The following is a 26,666-nucleotide window of genomic DNA, read 5'->3' as shown; positions in this document are numbered from 1 at the left end:
CCTGTGAGTCGTTGGCAGGGGGTTAGAGTTGGCCGATATAGCCCAACAAAGCCTCTGTCGAGGCGTCATACCCCGGCCCGCCAGTCCCTGCCAGACGCTGTTCGATACCGCTGGCCAGCTGCTTGCCCAGTTCCACGCCCCACTGGTCGAAGGAATTCAGTCCCCAGATCGAGCCCTGCACGAAGACCTTTTGTTCGTAGAGCGCGAGCAGGGCGCCCAGCGCGTGTGGCGACAGATCGTCGAGCAGCAGGGTGTTGCTCGGGCGGTTGCCGGGGAAGCTGCGGTGCGGGATCAGGGCTTCGATTTCTTTTGCGGCAACGCCTTTGGCGGACATCTCGGTGCGGACTTCCTCGGCCGTCTTGCCTTGCATCAGGGCGGCGGATTGGGCGAGGCAGTTGGCGATCTGGCTCGTGCGGTGGGCGTCGAGCTGGCCGGGCTGCTTCAGGGCGAGAATGAAGTCGACCGGAATCACCGCCGTGCCCTGGTGCAGGAGCTGAAAGTAGGCGTGCTGGCCGTTGGTGCCCGGCTCGCCCCAGATCACCGGGCCGGTGGCGTAGTCGACGGGTTCGCCATCGGCGCGTACTTGTTTGCCGTTGGACTCCATGTCCAGCTGCTGCAGGAAGGCGGGCAGGCGGTGCAGGGTCTGGTTGTAGGGGGAGATGACCTGCGAGGCACAGCCGAGGAAGTTGACGTTCCAGATGCCGAGCAGGGCGAGCAGCACCGGCAGGTTTTCGGCCAGCGGGGCAGTGCGGAAGTGCAGGTCCATCTCGGCGGCGCCGGCGAGCAGGGCTTCGAAGCCGGCCGGACCGATTGCCAGCACCACGGGCAGACCGATGGCACTCCACAGCGAGTAGCGACCACCAACCCAGTCCCAGAAGCCGAACATGTTGGCCGTGTCGATGCCGAACTCGGCGACCTTGGCGGCATTGGTCGACACGGCGACGAAGTGTTTGGCGACGGCGGATTCGCCGCCGGCGGCGACCAGCCAGGCGCGGGCGCTGCGGGCGTTGGTCAGGGTTTCGGTAGTGGTGAAGGTCTTGGAGGCGACGATGAACAGGGTGCGTGCCGGGTCGAGCGTCTTGAGCGTCTGGGTCAGGTGCAGGCTGTCGACGTTCGAGACGAAATGCACGCGCGGGCCGTCGGCGTAAGGCTTGAGCGCCTCAACCACCATCAGCGGGCCGAGGTCCGAGCCGCCGATGCCGATGTTGACGACGTCGGTGATGGACTCGCCGCTGAAGCCTTGCCAGTCGCCGCTGCGCACGCGTTCGCTGAAGGCGTTCACGCGCTCGCGCACTGCGCGGATGGCGGGCAAAACGTCTTGGCCGTCGACCAGTACGGGCACGTCGCTTTGCGTGCGCAGTGCGGTGTGCAGCACGGCGCGGTGCTCGGTGCTGTTGATCGCTTCGCCTTCGAACATCGCCAGGATATGCGTACGCAGATCGCTTTCGTCGGCCAGCGCAAACAGGTGGCGCAGGGTGTCGTCGCAGATACGGTTCTTCGAGTAGTCGAGCAGGATGCCGCAGGCCTTGGCGACGAAACGCGTGGCGCGTTCCGGGTCGGTGGCGAAGCGTTCGCGCAGGTGGGCTTGCGGGCTCGCGGCGTGTTCAGCAAGGCGGGCCCAGGCGGGGGTGGTGGTTGGATTCATGGTGAGTCTCGTCTTGGATTTGTGTATCGCCGAATGATAGCTGGGTGGCATGAGGCTGGCGAGAGGCGGGGCTCCCGTAGGCGCTAGCGAAGCTGGCGATTCACGCGTTCAATCGCCAGCTTCGCTAGCGCCTACGGTCTGCTTGGAAAACCGCGCCCAGCTTTATCCTTCAGCATGCCTGCCCGGAGAGGCCCGCTAAATGGGGTTCTACGGGCACTCTGCCCCAGTTCCCAGTTCCCAGTTCCTAGCCCTTTACCACAGCCTGTTCCAGCGCCACCGCCGCGCCGATCAGGGCCGGATTGCTGGCGGTAATGACGTAGCTGGGGATCTGCGCCATGTAGGCGGCGAAGCGACCTTTGGCTTCGAAACGGGCGCGGAAATCTGACTGATCGAAATACGCGCCCAGGCGCGGCACGATGCCGCCGCCGATGAAGATGCCGCCGCGTGCCCCCAGGGTCAGGGCGAGGTCGCCGGCGCAGCTGCCGAGCAGGGCGCAGAAACTGGCGAGCGTGGCCGCGCACAGGGCGTCGCTGCCGGCCAGCGCAGCGGCGGTGATGGCGGCGCTGTCGAGATCCTGAGCGGGCAGGTCGCGCACGCTGGCAAGGCCGCGGTACAGGGTGATCAGGCCGGGGCCGGAGAGCAGGCGTTCGGCGGAAATGCGCCCGAATTCGCGGGTCAGGCGGGCGAGCAGGGCGAACTCTTCGTCGGTATAGGGCGCGAGGCTGACGTGACCGCCTTCGCCGCCCAGCGGCACATAGCCGCCTGTGCTGGGGATCAGGCCCGAAACGCCCAGACCGGTGCCGGGGCCGATCACGCCTATGCTGCCGCCAGGGATGCAACTGCCGCCGCCGACCTGGCGCCGTTCGGCGTCGTTCAGATGCGGCAGTGACAAGGCCAGCGCGGTGAAGTCATTCACAAAGATCAGGCGATCCAGACTCAGGGCGCGGCGTAGGGCCTCGACAGAAAATGCCCAGGGATTGTTGGTCAGACGCAACTCATCGCCGGTGACCGGATTGGCGATGCCGACAGCGCCGTTGCGTGGGGCGGGGGCGGCGGTTTGTGCACGCCAGGCCTGAATCGCTTCCAGCGGCCCGGCGTAGTCGGCACAGGCCAGCGTGGCGAGGTGGCTGATCGGCGCGCCGGGCGCTTCAATCAGGGCAAAGCGGGCGTTGGTGCCACCGATGTCGCCGAGCAGGCGTGGGTAAGTTTCAACGAGTCCAGAAGACATGTTTTTTGACCCCCTCGGCGTGCAGGAAATGGCTGATCGGCAAGGCCGGTGTCGGGGCCAGCAGGGCTTGTCCCAGCACTGGCCATTTGGTGTCGCCGGTGATATGCAGGATCAGGCTGCGTGTGTTGAGCAGGCGCGGCGCGGTGAGCGTCAGGCGTGCGGTGATGGGCGCTTTGCCTTCGGCGAACAGCAGGGGGTTGCCCGTGGAATCGAGCAGGGCCGCGTCGCGTTGCGGACTGTCTGGGAAGATCGAGGCGGTGTGGCCGTCGTCGCCCATGCCCAGCACCACGGCGTCGAATTGCGGCAACCGGGCCAGGCGCGCGTTGGCGGCGTCAATGGATTCTTTGGGCTGGTACAGCGGCAGGAATGTGGCGGCTGCCGCATTGCCTTGCAGCAAGTGGGCGCGCACGCTGCGCGCATTGCTGTGCGGGCTGTCTTCGTCGACGCAGCGCTCGTCGGCGAGGGTAATGGTGACGCTTGCCCAGTCCAGGTTCATGGCGCTCAGGGCGCGGAAGAAACCCGCCGGGGTGCGGCCACCGGAAACCACCAGCGTGGCGTTCTGATGGGCGTTGATGCCGGCGCGCAGGCTCGCTGCCACACAGGCTGAAAGCGCCTGATCAAGGGCGTTGGCGTGAGGAAAGGTGTGCAGCTTGAGATTCACGGCGGAGCTTCTTCACAAGGGCAGGGATCGGAGTGTAGCGCGAGGCCTGTTGGAGCGGGCACTGGCTTTGCAGCTTTAAGGCTGCCGCGGTGAGGATATGCTCCAGATAACGATGGCTTCAAGAGCCGCGCGGGGCGTGCTTCTGCGGACATGCCTCGCGTACAGGACCGCTCCGCGCGGCTCTTCAGGCAGTGGCTGGCTTGCGGCCTTGTGCAAGCGGCGCGTCGCCACGTAAAAATCAAACCTGTCCGTAGCACGACAAGGCTTGTGTGCGCAGCAGCATTGAACTACTTTCCAGTCTCACGCATCGCATTCGAAAAAGGCCGGCTCATGTCACTCAACCCCATCGTCGACGCGGTTACCTGCCGCATTGTTGCTCGCAGCGCCGAAGGCCGCGCCCGCTATCTGGCCCGCCTTGATGCGGCCGTCCCTGGCGCTCCGTATCGTGGCGCGCTGGCCTGTACCAATCTGGCGCATGGTTTTGCTGCCAGCCCGCTCGAAGACAAGCTGCGCATCAAGGCCATCAAGGCGCCGAACATCGGCATCGTCACGGCCTACAACGACATGCTCTCGGCGCATCAGCCCTATGGCGTGTATCCGGACATTATCAAGGACGCGGCGCGCGCGGCGGGCGCCACGGCACAGGTGGCGGGCGGTGTGCCGGCCATGTGCGACGGCATCACGCAGGGGCAGGACGGCATGGACTTGTCGCTGTTCTCGCGCGACGTGATCGCCATGAGCACGGGCATCGCCTTGTCCCATAACATGTTTGATGCCGGGCTGTGTCTGGGCATCTGCGACAAGATCGTGCCGGGCTTGGTGATGGGCGCGCTGCGTTTCGGCTTTCTGCCCTTCATTTTCGTGCCCGCCGGACCGATGCCGACCGGCGTGTCGAATGACCAGAAGGCCAAGGTGCGACAGAAATATGCCGCCGGTGAAGTGGGCAAGGATGCCTTGCTCGAAAGCGAATCGCAGTCCTATCACGCACCCGGCACTTGCACCTTTTACGGCACGGCCAACAGCAATCAGATGCTGATGGAGATGATGGGCCTGCACCTGCCCGGCGCCGCCTTCGTACCGCCCGGCACACCGCTGCGCGAAGCCCTGACGCGCGCCGCCACCCTGCGGGTGCTGCAGATCACCTCGCAAGGCAATGAATTCACGCCGATCGGCCGCATGATCGACGAGCGCAGCATCGTCAACGCCATCATCGGCTTGCTCGCCACCGGCGGCTCCACCAATCACACCCTGCATCTGGTGGCGATGGCCCGCATGGCAGGTATCCTCATCGACTGGAGCGATTTCGAAGCCTTGTCGAAAGTCGTGCCGCTGCTCGCCCGCGTCTATCCGAACGGCCCGGCAGATGTGAATCAATTCCAGGCCGCAGGCGGCGTCGCCTGGGTGATTCGTGAATTGCTGTCGGCCGGTCTTGTGCATGAGGATGTGCACACGGTCTTTGGCAAGAGCCTCGCGGCCTACGCCAAGGCGCCCACGCTGGACGCGCAGGGCCAGGTGGTGTGGCAGGACATCCCGGCCCTCAGCGGCGATGCCGCCGTGCTCGCCACGGCGGCGCAGCCCTTCAGTGCCGATGGCGGTTTGCGTTTGCTCGCTGGCAATCTGGGCCGTGCGGTGATCAAGGTCTCGGCGGTGAAGCCGGATCATCGCGTGATTCGCGCGCCCGCCATTGTTTTCGAAAGTCAGGATGCGCTGCTGGTGGCTGCCAAGGCCGGCAAGCTGGAGCGCGATTTCATTGCCGTGCTGCGTTTCCAGGGGCCGCGTGCGATCGGCATGCCCGAACTGCACCAGCTCACGCCCACGCTGGCCAATCTGCAGGACAAGGGCTTCCGCGTTGCGCTGGTCACCGACGGGCGCATGTCCGGCGCCTCCGGCAAGATCCCGGCGGCCATCCACGTCACGCCCGAGGCTTTGGCCGGCGGCCCGATTGCCCGCGTACAGGACGGCGACATGATCGAGCTGGACGCCGAGGCCGGCATCCTGCGCATCGAATCGCGCGAAACCGATTTCGAAAGCCGCAGCCCGGCGATTTTCAATGGCAGCGGTCAGACCGGCATGGGGCGTGAGCTGTTTGGCGTATTTCGCCATGCCGTCAGCGGCGCCGAGCAAGGCGCGACGGTGTTCGGTTTCGACGAATGAGCGTCGTAATCTGGTGCGTATCGATTGCGGTGCTGTGGGTGTGATGACGGCTTGATTGTTGTGATGGGCGGCTGTATTCGGGTGAGAGCGGACGCTCGTTCCATAAGCCGAAAGCGGGTATTTGTAGGGTGGGTTCGGAGCGCAGCGACAACCCACCGTCGTGCATTGGCTCATGGTGGGTTGCTTCGCGAACCCACCCTACTTTCACCCACCTTACGCGTTGCGCAGCCCATCAGCTCAAACGTTGTACCCAGATAAAAAGAGAATCCTCTATGAAAATACACGTAGCTATCGTCTCTCTATTTTTTCCATTAGCTTGCTTTGGTGCAGAGATGTACCGTGCGCCATCATCCGGCGACAGCGGCGCGTACTACATACTGAAGCAAGAGACCATCGGCGCTGAAATGTTCAAAGTGCTGAGCAACCGAGTCGGCAAGGGTGCTGCTTATACGGACTTCACAGAGCTCAAAGTAAATTGCAAATCAAAGCAATTCTTTGAGCTTGCTGGAGGCGAAGCGGATGGAAAACAAATGACGCCGCCGCCAGAGCTTACGCTGCGAAAAAATTCTAAGTGGGTACATCTGGTTCCGGGCTCCAGCAAATCCGACCTCGTGAAATTCGTGTGTTCCAAGAAAAAATAGCCCGGCCCAACAATCCGCTCCCGCCGAGCGTCAAAAAACTACGCTTTATGCGGTCGGCTGAGCTTCCTCGTTCGAGCGGCCGCTTTCCCAAAGTCTGACCGTCGCCTTTGGGTCGTCCTGAGCCACTCAAGATCGTAAGTGGGCCGATAGCAATACTCGGCATTTCCAGCCGAATGCTCATGCCAAAACAGCACAGCGTTCATCAGCACCCGAATGGGGGCATTCCAGTGAGTATGTAGTGCAGGAGCCTGAAGATTCGCATGGGGCGGTCTTCTTCAGCATGCCTGTCTGTACAGGTCCGCCCCGCGCGGCTGTGCGGGCAGTTGCCTGATCTGGCTGATTTTTCCGTTGATCTGTCCGTCTGGCCATCGAGGCGCTTTCCGCCTTGTAATTCATCGTCCCTCTGCTAGCTTTAGCAAGCCGGGGGGCGAATAATCGTGAAATTCATCACGGTTTTTGTGTCGTTCTGGCATTCAGGAAACATAAACGCATGGCGCCAAGCCATGCATAAGCCAGGAGACAAAAGATGAAAATTCAGCATGTGGTGCTCGGCCTGTTGGCCGCAGCATTGGCGGGGCAGGCTTCGGCCGCCAATCGCCCGACAGGTTATGTAACCCTGTGTACCGAAGGCAAGACCTGTTCGGTGGCGACATCCAAAAATGTGGCCTTTGGCCGCGCCGACAAGTTCTTCTACAAGCAGCTCATTGGCAGTTTTGTGTGTAACGAGGCCACTTTCGGTGGTCGCACCGCCGGTGGCGTGAATGAGTGCTCGATTCCCTCGGGTAGCTCAAGTTCATCAAGCTCTTCCAGCAGCTCGTCCTCCAGCAGTTCGAGTTCTTCTTCGAGCAGCTCCAGCTCCAGCTCCTCGTCGAGCAGCTCGAGTTCTTCATCAAGTTCATCTTCGTCTTCTGGTAGTGGTGTCGGATATATCCTGACCAATATTGCTGCTTCCGGCGTAGCCTCGGCCAGCAGTCAGGCCAGCACGACCCAGACGGCTGCGCAGGCAGTCGATGCCAATTTCACGACCAAGTGGGTCGCTGGGACAAACACTGCCGGCAACTGGCTGCAGGTGAGCTTTGCCTCACCCGTTACCTTGGGTCGCGTCGTTCTGAGCGAAGCGGGCGAAGGGGTGAGCAGCCACGAAATCCAGGTGTTGAAGAGCGGTGTGTGGAGCACGGTGTCCACCGGCACGACGATTCGCGCCAATAAATCCCATGATTTCGCGCTGACCCAGGCCTCGGCCGTGCGCGTGCTGTTTGCCGCAGTGCAGGCGGGCAAGCCGAATATCCTGGAGTTCCTGACCTATGCCGTGGCGAGCAATGCGCAAGCCTGCGCACCGGGCAATGTGCTGGTCGATAGCGTCGTGGATTGTGGTGGCATCACTGTCGGCACGACCTGCGCGGGCGGCAGCGAAACTCAGCAGCCGGTATTCACCCTGCGTAATTCGACGATCCGCAATCTGCGCATCAACAAGAACGCTGCCGACGGTATTCACTGTACGGCCGGTCATTGCCGCATTGAAAATACCGTGTGGGAAGATGTCTGCGAAGACGCGGCGACGCTCAAGGATGGCGGCCTGTCGCTGACCGTTTCCGGCGGTTCGGCGAATGCTGCGGATGACAAGGTGTTCCAGCACAATGCCAAGAACGGCAGCACTTTCAATATCGAGAACTTCCAGCTCTACGGCCGCATCGGCAAGCTGTATCGTTCCTGTGGCGATTGCACCGGCAATGGCGGCCCGCGCTATGTGAATATCAACAACGTGCAAAGCAATGGCTCCATCGGCGTGGTGGTGGGCGTCAATCGCAATTACGGTGACAAGGCCACGATCCGCAACATGCGTATCTACAACTGGGCGGCGCCGGACAGTGGCGGTGAAATCTGCATGGAATACAACGGTGTGGAAAAAGGCAGCGGCAGCGCCAGCGAGCTGGGCCTGTTCTTCAATACCGCGACCTGCAATGTCAGCGTGACGGACATCACCGGCTTCAAGTAATTTTCCGGTGGTACCTGGAAATGGAAAAGGCCCGCGAGGGCCTTTTCCATTTCTTCCCGCCGATCAGGCTGAGGTTTTTCTCAGCACGGATTGGTTTGGTTTCGGCAGGCCGCCAGACTCTTGCGCAGCCTCGCAGGGCGGGTTATTGACCCGCGCGGTAAATCGTTGGACGTGGGCGGTGGGTTGTCGCGGCGCTCCGAACCCACCCTAGCTCCAAAACTCACAAAACCAGAAACGCCCCAGCCGCCACCGCCGTCGGCAGGGCCGCTGCCGCCAGCAAGCCGAGCGGGCTGATGGCGCCATCGTCGAAGCATTCACGCAGCACGGCGAAGCCGGCGGGGTTGGGGGCGTTGGCGATGACGGTGAGGCCGCCGCCAGTCACTGCGCCGGCGACCAGCGCGTAGCGGAAGCCGTCCGAGCTGCCTTCGACCAGTGAACCGAGGTAGGTGAGGGCCGCGTTGTCGGTGAAGGCGGTGAGACCTAGCGCACCGAAGAACAGGACGAGGTCGTTCATGCTGGACAGGATGGGCTGCAGCCACCATTTCTGGAAGGAGCCGAGGACGACGAGGCCGGCGAGGAAGAGGGCGACCATCAGGCCTTCGCGCAGGATCAGGCGGTCCTGATAGTGCTCGTACGCGTCAGCGAAACCGAGAAAGAGCAGGAAGAGGGCCATGAATACGATGGGGTGATGGCTGTACAGCACCACGCCGGCAAGGCAGGCCAGATGGACGGCTACGACGGGCCATGGTGCAGAGCCGCGCGGGGCGGACTTCTCCGGGGCGATCCCTTGTAGATCCTTTCTGAATGCGGCGGTCAGGGCGATGGCATTGATGATGACTGCAATGGTCGCTTTCCAGCCGAAGGTGCTGGCCATGAAACCGGACGTCCATTCCCAGGCGCCGGCGACCATCAGTACGGGCGGCGCGGCGAAGTTGGTGAGGGTGCCACCAATCGATATGTTCACGAAGAGCACGCCGAGGGTGGCGTATTTGAAACGCGTGGAGACTTTCTGCGAGTAGTAGTGCTCGCGCAGCAGCAGGGCGGCGAGCGTCATGGCGGCAGGCTCGGTGATGAAGGAGCCGAGCAGGGGCACGCCGGAGAGCACGACAAAATAGCGCGCCATCGAATGCGGCAGGGGAATGACACGTGCGTGCCATTCGACCAGTTTGCCGCAGAACTCCAGTACCGGCCTTGAGGCGGCGACGACCATGATGGCGAAGACGAACATCGGCTCGGTAAAGTTGAGGCTCTCCAGATGCGCAATCGCTGGATTCGAGCCCAGCCAGGCAATCATGGCCACGATCAGCACGGTGGCCCAGATGCCGAACACGGCTTCGATCTCGCCCATGAAATGCCACAGGCCGGCATGCGTGCCGCCAGCATGGGCGAGCTTCTCGAAGCGTGGGGCGATGAAGGTGTGCACGATGGCCAGCGCAAAGAGTGCGGTGGCGAGGAGTTCGATGCTGTGATTCATGCTGGGCCCTGTTTTATGTTCTCGATATTTCCAGACTCCTATTATGCGTCGAGGTTCCGCTGATCGTCCCGGCCTTTCGTGTGCATGGCGCGAGCGCGGGTGAGCGTCGATAATGGAGAAGCCTTTTCTGGCACTGGAGCCCTCATGCGAAATCTTCTGTTTGCCCTTGTCCTCATCCTGCTGGCCCCGCTGGTGCAGGCGCAGCAGCGTATGGAAATCATCCCTTTGCGTTACCGTTTGATCGAACAGGTGATGCCGACGCTGCGGCCCTTGCTGGAGCCAGGCGGGTCGATGTCGGCCATGAGTGGCAAGATCATCGTGCGGGCCTCGCCGGAAAATATCGAGCAGATTCGTCGTGCGCTGGAGGCTATCGATACGCGTGCGCGCAGCCTGATGATCTCGGTGCGCCAGGGCGGCTCGGCGCAGGAAGAGGACACGCGCATCGGCGCGGATGGCCGGGTGGTAATCCGCAATGGCGATATCGATGTGAGTGGGCGCGGGCAGGCCTACTCGCGTAATTCGCAAAGCAGCGGCCAGACCCTGCAGACGATCCAGACCGTGGAGGATGGCGAGGCTTACATCTACCTTGGCAAATCCGTGCCGCTGCCGATGACGCAGATGGTGTACGGCCCCGGCGGCGCGGTCGTTTCGCGCGGCACGCAATATGTGGATGTGGGCTCAGGTTTCTCGGTGCGTCCGCAACTGGCCGGTGATCAAGTCGTGCTGACCATCGCGCCGCAGAATCAGCGCATGAATGGAAGCGGGGCAATTGAAGGGAGTCGCCTGTCGACCACCGTGCGCGGCCGGCTCGGGCAGTGGATGCCGCTGGGCGGGGTGAGTCAGCAGAGCGATAACCGGGGCAGCGGGATTGTGGATTACCGCAGTGGGCGCAGTGAGCAGACGAGCGAATACTGGATCAAGGTTGAGGCGATGGAGTAAAGAGATGTGCTGAGTTCTGAGGATTGAGTGCTGAGTGGGGCATGCTTGCAGAGCCTCGCCCGCTAAGCCTCTTCGGGCAGGGGTGCTGAAGAGGCTTGACTGGCGCGGATCTCGAACACACAGTGCCTACGCACTCAGCACTCAGCACTCAGCACTCAGCACTCAGCACTCAGCACTTTTTTCAACCCCGCGCCACCGTCTCGTTGAACATCTGCATCTCGGAGACCGCACCTGCACCTGCGTCTTCGACGATGTCTTCACCGCTGGCGAGCAGGCGGGCGTAGGCGCCGTTGGCGTTCACGAGTTGTTCGTGATTGCCGATTTCGACGATACGCCCGCGTTCCATCACCACGATGCGGTTGGCATCGCGGATGGTGGTCAGGCGATGGGCGACGACCAGCACGGTGCGGTCGCGGCGCAATTCCACCAGCGCCTCGCGCACCACGCGTTCGGATTCGTTATCCAGCGCCGAGGTAGCTTCATCGAGCAGCAGAATCGGCGCGTTCTTGAGGAAGGCGCGGGCAATCGCCAGGCGCTGGCGCTGGCCGCCGGAGAGCTGGTTGCCGTTGGTGCCGATGCGCGTGTCGAAACCCTGATTGAGTTTGCTGATGAACTCCATGGCGTGGGCCTGGCTGGCCGCGGTTTCGATCTCGCTCATGTCGGCGCCCTGGCGGCCATAGGCGATGTTGTGGCCGACGCTGTCGTCGAACAATGCGGCGTGCTGGCCGACCAGGGCGAGCTGGCTGCGCAGGGTGGTGAGCGGCATGTCCTGCACCGCGATGCCGTCGATCAGGATGCGGCCTGACTGGATTTCGAAGAAGCGTGCGACCAGCGCCATCAGCGTGGTCTTGCCACTGCCCGAGGCGCCGACGAAGGCGACGGTTTCGCCGGGGGCGATGGTCAATGACAGGTCGTTGACGGCCGGCGTGTCCTGGCCCGGGTAGGCGAAGCTGACGTTCTCGAAACGGATTTCGCCGCGTGCGCGTTCGATCTGCTGCGTGCCGCTGTCGACTTCGGGTTCCATGTCGAGCAGCTCGAAGATGCTCTGCGCGCCGGCCAGGCCGCGCTGGATGGTGGCGTTGATGTTGGTCAGGCGCCGGATCGGCTCGAAGATCAGCGAGGTGACCGTGACATAGGCCATCAGATCACCCGGGGTGAGTTGGCCGCTGGCGGCCAGACGACCTGCCGCGTACAGCACGCCGGCTACGGCCGTGAAGGCCAGCACCTGCACCATCGGCACGTTGGCGGCGGAGATGCGCACGACGCGCATGGTTTCCTTGCGCAGGCGCGTGGCGATGTCGGCGAAACGGTTCGCTTCATGTTGCTGGGTGCCGAAGATCTTGATTTCGCGCAGGCCGGCGAGCTGCTCCTCGACCGTGCTGGTCATCTCGCCCATGGTCGTCTGCTGGGCGCGATTGGAGGTGCGCATGCCGGTGCTGGCCTTGCGGATGATCCAGGCGATCACCGGTCCGGTGGCAATGATGATCAGGGTCAGGTGCCAGGCGTTGTACAACAGCCAGCCGAGCAGCGCGAGTACGGTCAGGGTGTCCTGGATGACGATGATCCAGGCGTTGGACAGGGCGGTGCCCACTTGCGGGATATCGTAGGTGACGCGCGAGAGCATGCGTCCCGAGGTTTGTGCCTGCACGCTGGAGAAGGGCAGGCGCATGTGATGCTCGAAGACGAAGCGGCGCAGGTCTTCAACCGCTTTGTTGGCGACCCACTGGCTGGCAACGCTGGAGGCATATTCGGCCAGACTCTTGCAGACTACGATGCCGATCAGCATGAGCATGACGCGCAGCAGGGCGTCCTGATCCTTGGCGATGAGCACATCATCGACCAGAAACTTCATCTGCTGACCCATCAGCGGATTGAGCAGGGCGACGGCGGCCATGGTCAGCATCGACAGGGCCGACACGCGCCAGTAAGGCTTGATGTAGGCGAGCAGGCGGAGGTAGAGCTGGAAGGAATCTTTCATTCGCGGCGTTTGAAGCTAACCACTGCAAGGGGGCTGCATTGTAGCAGTGGCGGACCGCATATCCTGCAGAAGCGGGACCGGCTTGGATAAGCCGCCCCGCTGCGATTAGAAACCGATGCTCAGCCCCATGCTGATAACCGGATACCACTGGTATTTACTGGCCTTGTCTTGAACCTTGATGCGTTCTGCTTCGCCATCGGCCCTCAACTGCGCGCACTGAGATGCATCGAGTGCGGTGCCGCATGTGAGGTTGAGTGTGGTTTTGGATTTTCCTTGGTACATGGCGCCAATATCTGCGTAGAAGCCGATCCCCGTGCTGCTGACCGAACCCCAGCCAAGGCCCAGATACGGCGCCGCGCTGTTCTTCCATTTGATCTGGCCATCAAATTGACCTACGTCGCTGGCTTGGTAGGTCGTGCCGTTGATGGTGTAGGTGCCACCGGAAGGCTTTCCGGTGAGATTGATTTTGTTGCCTTGGAAAATCAGGCCACCGGTTGCCCGGAACCCTAGTGGCAGGCTCAGGTCGGCGAGCGTACGAATGTTTGAAAGCGTGAGTTTGCCGTCGTAGTCGACGTCGTTGTAGTTTGATGTCTTGTTGTAGCTATACCCAGAGTAGCCAACGCGGGCGGTGATCAGATTATTGAAGGCATACGCGGCGTCAACGCCGGCACCCGTCGTGCCAATTTGAACCCCAGCGCCGATTTCGGCCATGACGGTGCCGCTGCAGAGAGTCAGTACTGCGGCAAAGAGAATATTTTTTTTCATGAAGCCCTCCTTTGCGATGTTTTTACGAAAGCTGATCAAACGAATCGCTCGGTGAAGCCTAGTGAAACGAAGTAGTTTCGGCAATGCCGGGGCGCCAGTACAGAAGGGTATAGCGATCAGTAGTGACTTACTCCCGGTGCAGCACTTTGTCGACCAGAAAATCAGCCCAGCCACGGGTGTGGAAGGCTTGTTTGAGTTGATCGCGATGGTAGGCCGTGGTGAGCCAGGTCTTGAATTCGATGGGGAATTTGGCGTTGGCGGCCAGATATTCCTCGAAGAAAAAATCGAGGATGCCGGTCTTCGATCCTTTGAGGTGGCCGTAGTACCAGGCCAGCTCGCGCATCGCGTCTTGTACCGGTTCGCCCAAGCGGAACATGCGGTACAGCGCAGCCGCAAAACCGGCCCGGTCGGCACCGCTCTTGCAGTGGATCAGGGCGGGATAGGCCGCCTCGGCGAGCATGGTTTCCGCTTTGAGCAGCCATTCGACTTCCGGCGCGCTACGCGAGAGGATGCCTTTGAAATCGATCAGGGTAATGCCCAGACGGCGGCATTCCTCGGCTTCCAGCGCATAGCGGCGCGTGTCGTCCGCCCCGCGCAGATTGATGATGGTCTTGATGCCATATTTGCGCTGGTATTTGCGGATCTGGCCCGGGCTGGGCTGGCTGCAGCGGTACAGGCCGCCGGGCAGGGCGTGCAGGTTGTTGTAGACCACGCGGATGAAGCCGTGATCGATAAAGAGCATATCCAGATAGGCCAGAAACCGGCCAGAGAAACTTGTTACGTCGCGTGCCACGGAAAAACCCGGTGAGCCCGAATGGGGAAAGGGGGGGATTATCCTTGGCTAGGGCGGAAATGGGAACTCGGAACTGGGAAATGGGAACTCGGAGGGCTGGCTTGACCATCGTGCCCGGTGCGAAGTGTTGACTTGCAAAGCGAGCTAACGGTTTTTCCACGTCCGCCAACGGTGGGTTGTCGCTGCGCTCCGAACCCACCCTACGAAAACTGGCATTGCTGCAGAGCCTTGCCCAGCAATGCTCTTCAAGCAGCGGTGCGACGACGCTTGACAGGAGCGGCTCTCCGGCCATGCTGCCGGCCCAGTCCCCAGTCCCCAGTCCTTAACAGCGAAACCGTTCCACGCTGTGCAGCAGCGTGCGGGCCAGGCCTTCCAGTTCTGTGGCGGCTTCGCGGCCGCGTCCTACGGCGGCGGAGTTGCTTTCGCTGGCGTTGGCGATGCGTTCCACGCTCTGGGCGATTTCGCTGGCTGAACTGGATTGCTGGCGCGCCACTTCGCTCAGTTCGCGCAGATTGTCCAGGGACTGATGGGCGCCTTCGTCCAGCGCCTTGAGCGGTTCGCGCAGGCCCTCCACTTCGGCCACACCGGACTCCACGCGGGCTTTCGCCACGCCCATTTCATCGGCCGCTTCACGGGCCTGACGTTGCACCAGTTCGATCATTGTCTGGATCTGGCTGGTGGCCAGCGCGGTTTTCTCAGCCAGCTTGCGTACTTCGTCGGCGACGACGGCGAAGCCGCGGCCTTGCTCGCCTGCGCGGGCGGCCTCGATGGCGGCATTCAGTGCGAGCAGATTGGTCTGGTCGGCAATTTCATGGATCACGTTGGCAAAACCGCTGATCTCTTCGGCACTCTTGACCAAGGTCGTCATCGAAGCGGCGGTGCCATCGACCGTGCTGACGATCTTGCGCACCTCGTCGGCCGCATGCAGTACGCGGTCGCGTCCTTCGGTGGCGGTTTGTGATGTTTCGTGCGCCACTTTTACGACGGCTTCGGTGCGTTCGGCTGCGTTCCAGATGCTCTCGGTCAGGTTCTCGACCATCGCCGCAATCCCGCTCAGGGATTCGCTTTCTTCGCTGACACTGCTGGCTACGCCGCCGACAACGTCGCTCATGGCATGGGCGGCGCCTTCGACATTGCGCGAGCTGTCCTGTACTTCGCCAATCACCGTGCGCAAGCCATTCTGCATGCGCGTCAGGGCACTCAGCAAATGGCCCAGTTCGTCATTCGAGCCCGCTTCAATGTTCAGGCTCAGATCACCATCGGCGATCCGTTCGGCGACTTTTACGGCTTTGTGCATCGGTCCGACGATGCTGCGCGCCATGTAGTAACTGATGGCTGTCGCCAGAATGATCGACGCCAGCAGCGTGCCCAGCGTTCCCCATTGTGCGTTGCGCGCGTTGCTGTCAGCCAGCTCATAGCGTTCGCGTGCGGCCTCGGTCTGGCCATCCACCGCCTGGCTTACGGCCCGCGAGACTTCTTTGAACACGTCGTCCGCCGTCTGCATGCCTGAGCGCCCCATGGCCGGGTCGACGCTGGCCATGTCCAGTGCGGTGCTGACCGCCTTGCGATATTTTTCAAGGCCGCCGGCAATCTCGGTCAGCAGTTGTTTGTCTGTGTCAGAAATGTTGTCGGCCGTCTGCATGGCCTGTACCTGGCTGCCGATACGTGCAGTCGAGGCGTCAATGCTGGCGATGCGCGTGGCGAGTTTGTCTGCCGCGAGGCCGTCAAGCGAGGTGAACAGGCTGTAGGCATCGGCATGGGTCAGCAGCAGGCTGCTTTCCAGGCCTTTGACCAGCAGGACCTGGTTGAAGCGTTGTTCAAAGAGTTCGCGCAGCGCGCCACTCATCGAGCTCAGCGACCAGTAGCCCACGCCGCCCATAACCAGCATCAGCAGCACGCATAGCAAGGGCGCTGCCAGCATTCGATGAATGATCCGCATGAAACCTTCTCCCCTGAAACATGCTGCAGAAAAGCGCCGGTTTGTTACGCAAAGAATCGGCGCGAGATCGCCTCGCGCCGTCTGGTTTTTCTCAACGTTTGTAGACGCCGGCGCAGACGATGTCCTCACCGCTGCGCTCGCAATAAGCCTGTTTGGGCAGGACCTTCTTGCTCAGCGGATCGGTGAACTTGTAGTCTTGCCAGAATTTGCCTTTGCTCTTGGCCAGATCCACGCGTTCGCGCACAAACAGCTTGCCATCCGGATCCTTGAAATCGATCAGATCCTTACCGACCATTTTTTCGTTCTGACCATGAGCCTGCACTTGCCCTTTGGTGTCGTAGACCACCGGGTACAGATCCCGGTCGATCCATTTGGCGTTTTTAGCGGTGATCTCTGCCAGCGTTGCTGCACGATTGGCTTTGACTGCCGCCACCACTTTGACCACCATGGCTTCGGCCTCTTTGGCCGAAGCAAATTCATCAGCTGCGTGCGCCGTGCCCAGCAGCGAAATCATCGAAACGAGCAATAGTTTTGAAATTTTCATCATGCCTCCGCGTCAAGGTGTGGGAGTGACGCAAACGCCATCCGCACAGGGGGTCGTGGCCGCGGCGATAGACACTCCCGGGCCAAAGGGAGTTACGGCTGGCGTGGCGGATAACTTGAGGTTTATGCCCTTGTGGCGGCCTGCCGCCTGCGGCGGAGTTCTGAGTATTGAGTGCTGAGTGGGGCATGCTTGTAACGCCGCGCCTGCCAAGCGTCTTCGGGTTGGTGTGCTGAAGAGCCTTGACAGGCAAGACTCTCGGGGCACATTGATTACGCACTCAGCACTCAGCACTCAGCACTCAGCACTCAGCACTCAGCACTGCGCCGCAGGCGCTCAACCCATCTTCTCATCCTGAGCAGGCGGGGCGATGCGCAGTACTTCGTCCAGACTGGTTTGCCCTTTGGCAATTTTCAGGGCGCCGGAGATGCGCAGCGGTTTCATGTCTTCGCGGTAGGCCTGCTGGCGCACCAGCGCCAGATCGGCGCCGCTGTGGATCAGGCGGCTGATCGCGGGCGACATCAGGAGGGTTTCATAGATGCCCATGCGCCCGCTGTAGCCGGTGTTGCGGCATTCCAGACAGCCGACCGGATGATAGATCTGGGTGGGTACGGGCGCCTTGAAGGGGATCGCCAGCTGCGTCCAGGCCGCGGCCTCTTCTTCGGTCGGCGCGGCGGCTTCCTTGCAATGCGGGCACAGGGTGCGCACCAGACGCTGGGCCATCACGCCGAGGATGGTGGCGTTGAGCAGATAGGCCGGTACGCCCAGATCGAGCATGCGGGTGATCGCCGAGGGCGCATCGTTGGTGTGCAGGGTGGAGAGAACGAGGTGACCGGTCAGCGCCGCCTGGATCGCCATTTCGGCGGTGGGCAAATCGCGGATTTCGCCGATCATGATGATGTCCGGATCCTGCCGCATCAGGGCGCGCACGCCATCGGCAAAGCCCAGATCAATGGAGGCTTGGACCTGCATCTGGTTGAAGGCGCCTTCGACCATTTCGATCGGATCTTCGATCGTACACACGTTAACTTCCGGCGTGGCCAGTTGCTTGAGCGTGGAGTAGAGCGTGGTGGTCTTGCCTGAACCGGTCGGGCCGGTGACCAGAATGATGCCATTGGGCTGACGCGTCATGTGCGCCCAGCGTGTCGTGTCATCGTCGGTGAAGCCGAGTTCGACGAAATTGCGCACCAGCACGTCCGGATCGAAAATCCGCATCACCAGTTTTTCGCCGAAGGCGGTGGGCAGGGTCGACAGACGCAGCTCGACTTCGGTGCCCTGCGGCGTGCGTGTCTTGACGCGGCCATCCTGTGGCCGGCGTTTTTCGACCACGTCCATGCGCCCGAGGATCTTGATACGGCTGGTCATGGCGTTGATCACGCCCATCGGCAACTGATAGACCTGATGCAGTACACCGTCGATGCGGAAACGCACGATGCCGATGTCGCGGCGCGGTTCGACGTGGATGTCTGAGGCGCGCTGCTCGAAAGCGTATTGCCACAGCCAGTCGACGATGCTGACGATGTGCTGCTCGTTGGCGTCGAACTGGCGATTGGTTTTGCTGAGCTCGACCAGTTGTTCGAAATTGGAAATCTGGCCGCCTTGCAGCGCTTCCTTTTGCGTGGCCTTCTTGACCGAACGCGCGAGGTTGTAGAACTCGACCTGAAAGCGCTCGATATCCAGCGGGTTGGCGAAGACGCGGCGGATCGGCTTGCGCAGCACCGGTGTCAGCTCGAGTGCCCATTCGCGCACATACGGCTCGGCGCTGGCGATCACTACCTCATGGGGCGTGACCTGCACCGGCAGCACTTGCAGGCGCGAGGCATAGGCGGCGGACATCACCTCGGTGACGATCGAAAAATTGATCTTGAGTGGATCAATATGGAAATATTCCAGCCCGAGCTTGCCTGCCAGCCATTCGGTGAGGGCTTCCAGATGCAACGGCTTGTGTGGCGGCTGCTGGTTCTTGAACTGGCGTTCCGCGATCACTGACAGCGGATGGACTGCCTTGCTGTTATGGCGCTCGGCGTGCACCTGCTCGGCTTCCTCGCGCGTAAGGATTTGATCATCAAGCAGCAGGCGCAGTACTTCCTTGAGCGTGAGCTTGCGATCAGCCTCGGTGATGGGCGTGACGGTGGCCTTGAGGTGGACAATGCTGGCGGCTTTGGGCATTTGGGCTGGGCGAGGATAAATTGTTGCTGACTGTAGGCTTGCGCTTCGGAAGTCGCAATGCGGCAGGCGGAGTTTTCGGGAACCTTTGCAGGTTTTAACGACCGGCGGCGGCGAAGATTGAGCCGACAGAGGCATGCTTGAAGAGCCGCGCCTGTATTGCCTCTACAGAATGGGGCTTTGCACAGGTAAGCTGGGTGCGGATCTACAGCCATTCATGAACTCGGCCTCAGGTTTTCGGCCCTCAATCCGGCAGGCTGCGCGTGCTACCATCGCCCGGCTTTTTTCCGGTTTCCCCATGAACGATATTGCTGCACATTTTGCTGATGAAGGTTCGCTGGCCCGCGTGATTCCGGGCTTTCGCGCGCGTCCGCAACAGGTCGAAATGGCCGAAGCCATCGCCCGCGCGATCAAGGGCAACCGTGCCCTGGTGGCCGAAGCCGGCACCGGCACCGGCAAGACCTTCGCCTATCTGGTGCCTGCGCTGCTTTCCGGCGGCAAGGTGATCATCTCCACCGGCACGAAAACGCTGCAGGATCAGCTTTTCCACCGCGATCTGCCGGCCGTGCGCAAGGCGCTCAAGGTGCCGGTGCGCGTGGCGCTGCTCAAGGGGCGACAGAACTACGCCTGCCACTATCACATCGAGCGTTCGATGTCGGAAGGGCGCTTCCTCAATCGTGAGGATGCGGTGCAGATCCGCACGATTTCAAAGTGGCTGCTGACCACCATGACCGGCGACAAGGCCGAGTGCGCGGGCGTGCCCGAGGATTCGACGGTGTGGATGGCGGCCACCTCGACGCGCGACAATTGTCTTGGTCAGGAATGCCCCTCGGCCAAGGAATGCTTTGTGATGGCGGCGCGGCGCACGGCGCAGGAATCTGATGTAGTGGTGGTCAATCATCACCTGTTTTTCGCGGATGTGATGTTGCGCGATGAAGGCATGGGCGAGTTGCTGCCGGCCTGCAATACCGTGATCTTCGATGAGGCGCATCAGCTGCCGGAAACCGCCAGCATGTTCTTCGGCGATTCGGCTTCGACCGGGCAGCTGCTGGATCTGGCACGCGACACGCGCACCGAGGCACTGATCGCCGCACGTGATTTTGCCCCGCTGCAGGACGCCACGCGTTCGCTGGAAAAGGCTGCGCGCGATCTGCGTCTGGCGATTCCGGGAGAGAACGCGCGTCTGGGCTACGAACAGGTTGCCGACAAGCTGGATTTCACCAACGCGCTGGATGTGGTCGAGAAGGAGCTGGAGCATTACCTGACGCTGGCCGAATCGCAGGCCGAGCGCTCGGAAGGCCTGGAGAAATGCTGGCAGCGTGGCACCGAAATGCACCGCCGGGTGACGAACTGGCGACGCCTGAACCAGCCGGACACGATCCGCTGGGTCGAAGTCTTCAGCCAGTCCGCTTCGCTGAACACCACGCCGCTGCGCGTGGGCGAAATCTTCCGCAAGCAGATCGAGGGCAACGCCAAGAGCTGGATCTTCGCGTCAGCAACCTTGGCCGTCGGCAAGAACTTCGCGCATTACAACGCCGAGCTGGGTCTCGATGCGCTTGATCCGCCGCCCGAAACCGGGATGTGGGGCAGCCCTTTCGATTACGCCGAGCAGGCCGTGCTCTACGCGCCGCCCAATATGCCCGACCCGAATAGCCTGGATTACGCCGATGCCGTGGTTGAGGCTGCGCTGCCGATCATTCGCGCGGCGCAGGGACGCACCTTCGTGCTGTGCACTTCGCTACGCGCGATGAAAACCATTCACGAAGGCCTGGAGTCGCACTTCCATCGCCAGGCCCTGGATTTTCCGCTGCTGCTGCAGGGCCAGGCTTCGCGCAGCGAGCTGTTGGAGCGTTTCCGCATGCTTGGCAATGCGGTGCTGGTGGCCAGTCAGAGTTTCTGGGAAGGCGTGGACGTGCCCGGCGATGCGCTGTCGGTAGTGATCATCGACAAGCTGCCGTTCGCGCCGCCAGATGATCCGGTGCTCAAGGCGCGCGTGAGCTGGATCGAAAAGCAGGGCCGTAATCCCTTCATGGACTATCAGCTGCCGCGCGCGGTGATCAGCATGAAGCAGGGCGCCGGGCGCCTGATTCGCAGCGAACGCGATCGTGGCGTGCTGATGGTGTGCGATCCGCGCATGCTCAGCAAACCCTATGGCAAGCGCGTCTGGCAGAGCCTGCCGGCGATGCGCCGATCGCGCGTGGAAGCCGAGGTGGTGGCGTTTCTCGAAACTTTGCCGGCGCCCGCGGCGAGCGAGATCTGAGCGACCGCTGCCTGCGGGCTGCTTTTAGCCGGCTAACCGGGCTTGGAGTGTGAATTTAGTCACAACTGTGGGCTGATGCAGGGTCAATTTTTGCATTAGGGGAAACCGGGCGTTGCAATAGCGCGAAAGTCGTAGCTATCATTAGGCTTGTGGCTCGCGCCGCTGTAAGTATTTCTTACCTTATCGAGGCAAATATGGACGCCGTCGTTTTCACCAAAACCGTGTTCGGCATCGACGAGTTGCAACAGCGCCAGATGCGCCTGCATCCGCGTTTGCGTACCTTGCTGGTGATGGTTGATGGCAAACAGCCCGCGCATCATCTGGTAAAAACCCTGTCCGCTGCTGGTGTGACCGAAGCGCATCTGCAGGAACTGCAGGACGCGGGTTTGATCCAGCCTGTACATGTGCCGCCAGCTCAGGCCCCCGCCAGCCCGGTTTCTGCCGCCTTGCTCACCATCTTGCCCGACGAGGTGCCGGCAGACGAGTCCAGCCGCCTGATGAGCCTGTACCGCTTGTATGCCGAGATGATTAACGAAGTTTTTGGCTCAAAGGGCGGCGCGTACCAGAAGAAACTCGCCCAGTCTGCCCGCATTGGCGATTACATCGCGCTGGGCAACGAGATCATCACCGCGCTGAATCAGTCGATGCGCATCGAGCAGGCCGTTGCCTTCAAGGCGCGGGTGAAGCCGTATTTGCGCTGAACTCAGCGCGGCACGATCGGAATCACACGTTTCTTCGAGAGCCGCTCCGGTATTGGCTTTGGCGTGAGGCTGCCCTGAGACTGGCTTCTGCGCTCGTTCTCCCGCCATGCCGCCCGCAAACCCAATAGCAGAGCCAGTATCGCGGCATAGATCAGCGGCTGGGTGATATCTCGCTTCACCAGCCACCAGTAATGCACCACCCCGATGATGGCGATGGCGTAGACGCTGCGGTGTAGCGTTTGCCAACGCTTGCCGCCCAGGGCGCGGATCGCCGCGTTGAAGGACGTGGCGGCCAGCGGAATCAGCAGTACGAAAGCGGCGAAACCGGCGGTGATGAAGGGGCGCTTGAGGATGTCCTTGGCGATGCCGCCCCAGTCGAAGAACTGATCCAGCCACAGATAAGTCGTGAAGTGCAGTGACGCATAGAAAAAGGCGTACAGCCCGAGCATGCGCCGCGTGCGGATCAGCCAGTTCATGCCCGTGATTTTGCGTAGAGGCGTGATGGCCAGCGAAATCAACAGGAAGCGCAGCGTCCAGGTGCCGGTGTCGCGGGTGATGGTTTCAATCGGGTTGGCGCCCAGCTCATCCGCATAGAAGCCCCAGCCCAGCAGCGCCAGCGGGATCAGGCAGGCGACAAACAGCAGGAATTTGAATGCCGCGATGCCGCGTCGGCCGGGGTTGCGCAACCAGTCTGTCATCAGAAATTCTTTTTCAGATCCATGCCCGCATACAGCGAGGCGACTTCATCGTAGCCATTGAACATCAGGGTTTTGCGTTTGGTGAGCTCGCCAATGCGCCGCTCGGTGTCCTGCTTCCAGCGTGGGTGGGCCACATCAGGATTCACGTTGGAGTAGAAGCCGTATTCATTGGCAGCGGCCTTGTTCCAGGCCGTGCCCGGCATCTTCTCGACCAGACGGATGCGCACAATGGATTTTGCATTCTTGAAGCCGTACTTCCATGGCACAACGAGGCGGATCGGCGCGCCGTTTTGCGGCAGCAATTCCTCGCCATACAGGCCAACCGCCAGGGTCGTCAGCGGATGCAGCGCCTCGTCCATCCGCAAGCCTTCGGTGTAGGGCCAGTCCAGCACAGGTTGCCAGGTGCCGATCATGGTTTTCTTGTCGTAATGCGTGACGAACTCCACATACTTGGCGCTGCCTTGCGGTTCGACCTGCTTCAGCAAGGCAGAAAGCGAGAAGCCCACCCAGGGAATGACCATCGACCAGCCTTCCACGCAGCGCATGCGGTACAGGCGCTCCTCCAGCGGAGCAAGTTTGAGCAGATCTTCAATCGCGAAGCTGCGCGGCTTGTTGCACAAACCTTCCACTACGACTGACCATGGCCGTGTCTTCAGCGCCCGGGCGTTCTCGGCAGGGTCTTCCTTGTCGAGGCCGAACTCGTAGTAATTGTTGTAAGTCGTGATGTCCTTGATGCGTGTCGGCTTGTCTTTCAGCGGCATCTTGTTTGGCTGCACATTCGCCAGCGCAGCCGCTTCGGCGGCCGACCAGGGCATTGCCAGCATCGATGCGCCGGCCAGCGCCAAGCGGCCGCTGTGAGCCATGAACTCGCGGCGGGCGCGATACAGCTCGGGCGAGGTGATTTCCGATGGGGCAATATCGGCGGGGCGGCGGATCAGCATGGTGCATCCTTTCGTGGCTTGGGGCTGCCAGACTCTCTGTTTTCAGAACTTGCTCATGATCTTGCCGCGATGGCGTGATCAGCTTCTTCTTAGTAGACCTCTGATTTGCGAAAAGCTTACGGCAATTTTCAAATTCAGGGCGTTTGTTGTCACTCCGTCCGGAATGTTGCGTGGCGGGATTGCCCAATCGGGCTTCTGTGGCTATAATCGCGCCTCTTCGCGGAGAGGTGGATGAGTGGTTTAAGTCGCACGCCTGGAAAGCGTGTGTGGGATAACATCCCACCGCGGGTTCGAATCCCGCCTTCTCCGCCACGAATGAAACGAAAACCCGCACTGCTACTGGCAGTGCGGGTTTTTTGTTTTCAGTCATCCATCAATAGAAGAACGCCACTCCAACCAAGTTAAATTTCAATGCACACGGGTGGCCGATATTCAATGCGTGCCACCATCATAGAAAGGACCGGCAATGCCGGCCCTTGGTTTTTGTGCAACAAGACTTACTCGGCGATGGTTTCCATCACTTCCCATTTTCCGTTCACGACCTTGTATACCGTGATGCCGCCATTGGCGAGATCGCCCTTGGCATCGTAGGCAATCTTCGGCGCGGTGACGCCGGTGTGTTCGATAGCCGCGAGGACTGGTAGATATTTTGCGGCCTCGGTTGAGTCGGCCTTGAGCATGGCGGCGATCAGGATGCGCGTTGCGTCATAGCCATAGGGTGAGTAGATCTCGGGTTCGCCATATTTGGCTTTGAAGCGGGTCAGGAAGTCCTGACCACCCGGCATCTTGTCCATTGGCAGGCCGGCCAGCGAGGCGATGGTGCCTTCGGCAGCATCGCCGGCAAGCTTCAGGAAGGTGTCGGAGCGGGTCATTTCGCCAGACAGCAGCGGAGTTTTGAGGCCGATCTGTTTGATCTGCTTGGCGAGCGGGCCGGATTGCGCATCGGTGCCGCCGAAGAAAATGACGTCGGGCTTCTTGCTCTTGATGCTGGTCAGGATGGCCATGAAATCACTGGCCTTGTCGTTCGTGAATTCGCGTGCCACCACATGGCCGCCAGCGGCTTTGACTGCCTTGTCGAACTCGTCGGCGAGACCTTGGCCGTAGGCCGTGCGGTCGTCGATGATGGCGATTTTCTGCGCGCCGAGCTTGCTCACCACGAAGCGGCCCATCACCGAGCCTTGTTGGGTGTCAGAGGTCATCGAGCGAAAGGTGGTTTTGAAGCCCTGCTGGGTGAAGGTGGGAGCGGTGGCCATGGCGATCTGCGGCAGGCCAGCGTCCGAATACACCTTGGAGGCCGGAATCGAGGTGCCGGAGTTGAAGTGACCGATCATGCCTGCCACGCCGGCATCCAGCACGCGCTGGGCCACTTGGGTGGCAGTCTTGGGGTCAGCCATGTCGTCTTCGGCGACCAGTGCGAACTGCACGGTTTGCCCGGCAATCATCGGATTCAGTGCATTGGCATCATCAATCGCAAGTTGCACACCGTTCTGGTAACCCTTGCCGTAGTGTGCCTGCGGTCCGGTCAGCGGGGCGGCAAAACCGATTTTGATGATGCGTGCGGCGGCTGTGCCGGCATTTGCTGTTTCTTCCTGTTTGGGCTGGCAGGCGCTGAGTGCCAGCAGCATGCAGAATAGCGATGACAGGAGCAAGGAGGTGCGACGTGACATGGGCGATGACTCCGGAGATAAATGCTGAAGTCGCGATTATTGCCGCATCCGGCTCCGTATGGATACGGATAGGCGTAAATCAGTCTCAGGAATAGACTTGCTGAGAGCATCAACACAATCCGTTGCAGGTGCGCTCAACGTCTTCAGGAGCAGGGCATGAAAGTATCCGTGATCGGCATGGGGGCCGTTGGCACCGAAATTCTTGGGCTTCTACTCAATATGAGCGAAGTCACCGAGATAGTGGCGGTCGACAAGGCGCGCGAAAAAGCCGAGGCCGAAATCTGGGATTTCTCGCACACCACGCCCTTCACCTATGCCAAGAATCCCTCTCTGGTGGCCGGTGATTATCCAGAGACCGCCGCGAGCGACATCGTCGTGATTACGGCGGGCGCCCAATTGCAGAAAGGCCAGAGTCGCGATGATCTGGTGCGGGTGAATGCGCTCATCCTGCGCAGCATCATCGCTGATGTGGAGCGCTATTCGCCCGGGGCCATCGTGATCAATGTGACCAATCCGGTCGACGTGATGACCCAGGTGATGCTGCGCGCGTCGAGCTATCCGCCGGAGCGCCTGATCTCGGCCGGCACATTGATCGATACGGCGCGCTTTCTGCGAATACTCAGCGATCATGTTCAGGTCGACCCGAAGAACCTGCATGGTTACTTGCTGGGCGATCACGGTGCGACGGGTTTCATTCCCTGGAGTCTGTGCAAGGTGTGCGGGCTGGATGTGGAGAGCTACTGTCGGCTCAATGGTCTGCCGCCGGTGGATCGCGACGCGGTCCGCCAGCAAACGCTGGAGGCCGGATTCCGTATTTTCGAGCGCAAAGGCAATACCAATCACGGCATCGCGGCCAGCGTCTTCCGCATCATTCGCGCCATTGAGGCCAATGAAAAATCGATTCTGCCGCTGGGCGTACTGCTGCAAGGGCAGTATGGGGTTGAGGATCTGGTGATGAGCGTGCCCTGCGTGGTCGGGCGCGGCGGCGTGGAACGCATCCTCAACTACGAATTCAGCGCTGAGGAGCAGCTAGCGTTCAGAGCGTCCGAGCAGCACCTGCGCGCCTTGCTTGCGCTGACCTGACTACGGCTTGATCAAGGTAGCGATCAGTGCGCCCGCTTCGGGCTTGTCGCCTACTTGCAGATGCACCTTGACCACCACCCCCGCGTAAGGGCTGGGGATATCCAACGCCACCTTGCCGGTTTCCAGCGTGATCAGATTGTCGTCGGCACGCAGCACGTCACCGGGCTGCACCAGCACGTCGATGATGAACACCTCGCCGCTGGCGCAGGAACCACAGCTCTCCCAGCATTCGGGATAACGCGGCATGCGGACTTCGATCAGATCAGACATGAGGCCGGTGCTTCGGGAACAGGTTTGCAGCTTCGCACAGGGCGAGGCTGCGCAGCCTTGATCTGGGGCAGGCGGTCGTCGCAGGACCAGGCCGATAAGGGTTGTCTTTCAAATGTGCCTCTGGAG

The 26,666-nt window shown here is 61.3% G+C and carries 21 protein-coding genes and 1 tRNA gene; 8 read left to right on the top strand and 14 right to left on the bottom strand.

Features of this window, described 5'->3' with window-relative positions:
* Nucleotides 1-22 precede the first annotated feature (22 nt).
* The 3 genes from pgi to pgl all read right to left on the bottom strand — a co-directional run bounded on the left by pgi (nucleotide 23) and on the right by pgl (nucleotide 3,534).
* The gene (pgi, locus tag ABXR19_RS01490; protein WP_354599300.1) at nucleotides 23-1,645 is read right to left on the bottom strand and encodes a glucose-6-phosphate isomerase; all 1,623 of its coding nucleotides are present in this window, start codon (nucleotides 1,643-1,645) and stop codon (nucleotides 23-25) included.
* 244 nt (nucleotides 1,646-1,889) lie between these two features.
* Nucleotides 1,890-2,873: a glucokinase gene (locus tag ABXR19_RS01485; RefSeq protein ID WP_354599299.1), complete on the bottom strand. Its 984-nt coding sequence runs from the start codon at nucleotides 2,871-2,873 to the stop codon at nucleotides 1,890-1,892.
* The gene (pgl, locus tag ABXR19_RS01480) at nucleotides 2,854-3,534 is read right to left on the bottom strand and encodes a 6-phosphogluconolactonase (protein WP_354599298.1); all 681 of its coding nucleotides are present in this window, start codon (nucleotides 3,532-3,534) and stop codon (nucleotides 2,854-2,856) included. The genes ABXR19_RS01485 and pgl overlap by 20 nt, the downstream gene beginning before the upstream one ends.
* A 330-nt stretch (nucleotides 3,535-3,864) precedes the next feature.
* Here pgl and edd point away from each other — a divergent pair, with 330 nt between their 5' ends.
* From edd to ABXR19_RS01465, 3 genes are all read left to right on the top strand, one after another.
* A complete protein-coding gene (gene edd / locus ABXR19_RS01475; RefSeq protein WP_354599297.1) occupies nucleotides 3,865-5,688 on the top strand; it encodes a phosphogluconate dehydratase in 1,824 nt (607 codons plus the stop codon).
* A gap of 272 nt (nucleotides 5,689-5,960) precedes the next feature.
* Entirely contained in the window at nucleotides 5,961-6,329 is a 369-nt protein-coding gene (locus ABXR19_RS01470; protein ID WP_354599296.1) for a hypothetical protein, read from the top strand.
* 526 nt (nucleotides 6,330-6,855) lie between these two features.
* The gene (locus ABXR19_RS01465; protein WP_354599295.1) at nucleotides 6,856-8,325 is read left to right on the top strand and encodes a pectate lyase; all 1,470 of its coding nucleotides are present in this window, start codon (nucleotides 6,856-6,858) and stop codon (nucleotides 8,323-8,325) included.
* A gap of 220 nt (nucleotides 8,326-8,545) precedes the next feature.
* Here ABXR19_RS01465 and ABXR19_RS01460 read toward each other — a convergent pair whose 3' ends face one another.
* Nucleotides 8,546-9,799 carry a putative Na+/H+ antiporter gene (locus tag ABXR19_RS01460; protein ID WP_354599294.1) on the bottom strand — a complete coding sequence of 418 codons (1,254 nt, stop codon included), beginning with the start codon at nucleotides 9,797-9,799 and terminating at the stop codon, nucleotides 8,546-8,548.
* A 144-nt stretch (nucleotides 9,800-9,943) separates the two neighbouring features.
* Here ABXR19_RS01460 and ABXR19_RS01455 point away from each other — a divergent pair, with 144 nt between their 5' ends.
* The gene (locus tag ABXR19_RS01455) at nucleotides 9,944-10,738 is read left to right on the top strand and encodes a secretin N-terminal domain-containing protein (RefSeq protein ID WP_354599293.1); all 795 of its coding nucleotides are present in this window, start codon (nucleotides 9,944-9,946) and stop codon (nucleotides 10,736-10,738) included.
* Between the two features lie 181 nt (nucleotides 10,739-10,919).
* Here the strand turns inward: ABXR19_RS01455 and msbA are convergent, their stop codons facing one another.
* The 6 genes from msbA to tfpB all read right to left on the bottom strand — a co-directional run bounded on the left by msbA (nucleotide 10,920) and on the right by tfpB (nucleotide 18,923).
* Complete coding sequence (msbA, locus tag ABXR19_RS01450) at nucleotides 10,920-12,716, bottom strand: lipid A export permease/ATP-binding protein MsbA (protein ID WP_354599292.1); 1,797 nt, start codon at nucleotides 12,714-12,716, stop codon at nucleotides 10,920-10,922.
* A 105-nt stretch (nucleotides 12,717-12,821) separates the two neighbouring features.
* A complete protein-coding gene (locus ABXR19_RS01445; protein ID WP_354599291.1) occupies nucleotides 12,822-13,481 on the bottom strand; it encodes a hypothetical protein in 660 nt (219 codons plus the stop codon).
* 127 nt (nucleotides 13,482-13,608) lie between these two features.
* Nucleotides 13,609-14,274: a tyrosine-protein phosphatase gene (locus ABXR19_RS01440; protein WP_354599290.1), complete on the bottom strand. Its 666-nt coding sequence runs from the start codon at nucleotides 14,272-14,274 to the stop codon at nucleotides 13,609-13,611.
* A 322-nt stretch (nucleotides 14,275-14,596) separates the two neighbouring features.
* Entirely contained in the window at nucleotides 14,597-16,213 is a 1,617-nt protein-coding gene (locus ABXR19_RS01435) for a methyl-accepting chemotaxis protein (protein WP_354599289.1), read from the bottom strand.
* A 91-nt stretch (nucleotides 16,214-16,304) separates the two neighbouring features.
* Nucleotides 16,305-16,760, bottom strand: a complete 456-nt coding sequence (locus ABXR19_RS01430; RefSeq protein WP_354599288.1) for a cache domain-containing protein — start codon at nucleotides 16,758-16,760, stop codon at nucleotides 16,305-16,307.
* A 330-nt stretch (nucleotides 16,761-17,090) separates the two neighbouring features.
* On the bottom strand, nucleotides 17,091-18,923 hold the full coding sequence (gene tfpB / locus ABXR19_RS01425; RefSeq protein WP_354599287.1) for a type IV pilus assembly ATPase TfpB: 1,833 nt from the start codon (nucleotides 18,921-18,923) through the stop codon (nucleotides 17,091-17,093).
* A 295-nt stretch (nucleotides 18,924-19,218) separates the two neighbouring features.
* Between tfpB and yoaA the strand changes: the two genes are divergently transcribed.
* Together yoaA and ABXR19_RS01415 are read left to right on the top strand one after the other, a co-directional pair.
* On the top strand, nucleotides 19,219-21,180 hold the full coding sequence (gene yoaA / locus ABXR19_RS01420; protein ID WP_354599286.1) for a DNA repair helicase YoaA: 1,962 nt from the start codon (nucleotides 19,219-19,221) through the stop codon (nucleotides 21,178-21,180).
* A gap of 194 nt (nucleotides 21,181-21,374) precedes the next feature.
* Complete coding sequence (locus ABXR19_RS01415; protein ID WP_354599285.1) at nucleotides 21,375-21,881, top strand: hypothetical protein; 507 nt, start codon at nucleotides 21,375-21,377, stop codon at nucleotides 21,879-21,881.
* Between the two features lie 2 nt (nucleotides 21,882-21,883).
* Here the strand turns inward: ABXR19_RS01415 and msrQ are convergent, their stop codons facing one another.
* Together msrQ and msrP are read right to left on the bottom strand one after the other, a co-directional pair.
* Nucleotides 21,884-22,579, bottom strand: a complete 696-nt coding sequence (gene msrQ, locus ABXR19_RS01410) for a protein-methionine-sulfoxide reductase heme-binding subunit MsrQ (RefSeq protein ID WP_354599284.1) — start codon at nucleotides 22,577-22,579, stop codon at nucleotides 21,884-21,886.
* Complete coding sequence (msrP, locus tag ABXR19_RS01405) at nucleotides 22,579-23,520, bottom strand: protein-methionine-sulfoxide reductase catalytic subunit MsrP (protein ID WP_354599283.1); 942 nt, start codon at nucleotides 23,518-23,520, stop codon at nucleotides 22,579-22,581. The genes msrQ and msrP overlap by 1 nt, the downstream gene beginning before the upstream one ends.
* 221 nt (nucleotides 23,521-23,741) lie before the next feature.
* Here msrP and ABXR19_RS01400 point away from each other — a divergent pair.
* A tRNA-Ser gene (locus ABXR19_RS01400) sits at nucleotides 23,742-23,832 on the top strand.
* Between the two features lie 185 nt (nucleotides 23,833-24,017).
* Here ABXR19_RS01400 and ABXR19_RS01395 read toward each other — a convergent pair.
* Nucleotides 24,018-25,187, bottom strand: coding sequence for a branched-chain amino acid ABC transporter substrate-binding protein (locus ABXR19_RS01395; RefSeq protein WP_354599282.1), 1,170 nt, complete (start codon nucleotides 25,185-25,187; stop codon nucleotides 24,018-24,020).
* Between the two features lie 156 nt (nucleotides 25,188-25,343).
* Between ABXR19_RS01395 and ABXR19_RS01390 the strand changes: the two genes are divergently transcribed.
* On the top strand, nucleotides 25,344-26,270 hold the full coding sequence (locus ABXR19_RS01390) for a malate dehydrogenase (RefSeq protein ID WP_354599281.1): 927 nt from the start codon (nucleotides 25,344-25,346) through the stop codon (nucleotides 26,268-26,270).
* Here ABXR19_RS01390 and ABXR19_RS01385 read toward each other — a convergent pair whose 3' ends face one another.
* Complete coding sequence (locus ABXR19_RS01385; RefSeq protein ID WP_354599280.1) at nucleotides 26,271-26,540, bottom strand: biotin/lipoyl-containing protein; 270 nt, start codon at nucleotides 26,538-26,540, stop codon at nucleotides 26,271-26,273.
* Between the last annotated feature and the right edge of the window lie 126 nt (nucleotides 26,541-26,666).

Origin of the sequence: Uliginosibacterium flavum (genome assembly GCF_040566545.1) — a bacterium.
Lineage (GTDB): Bacteria > Pseudomonadota > Gammaproteobacteria > Burkholderiales > Rhodocyclaceae > Uliginosibacterium > Uliginosibacterium flavum.
This window is presented reverse-complemented; position numbering and strand designations above follow the sequence as displayed.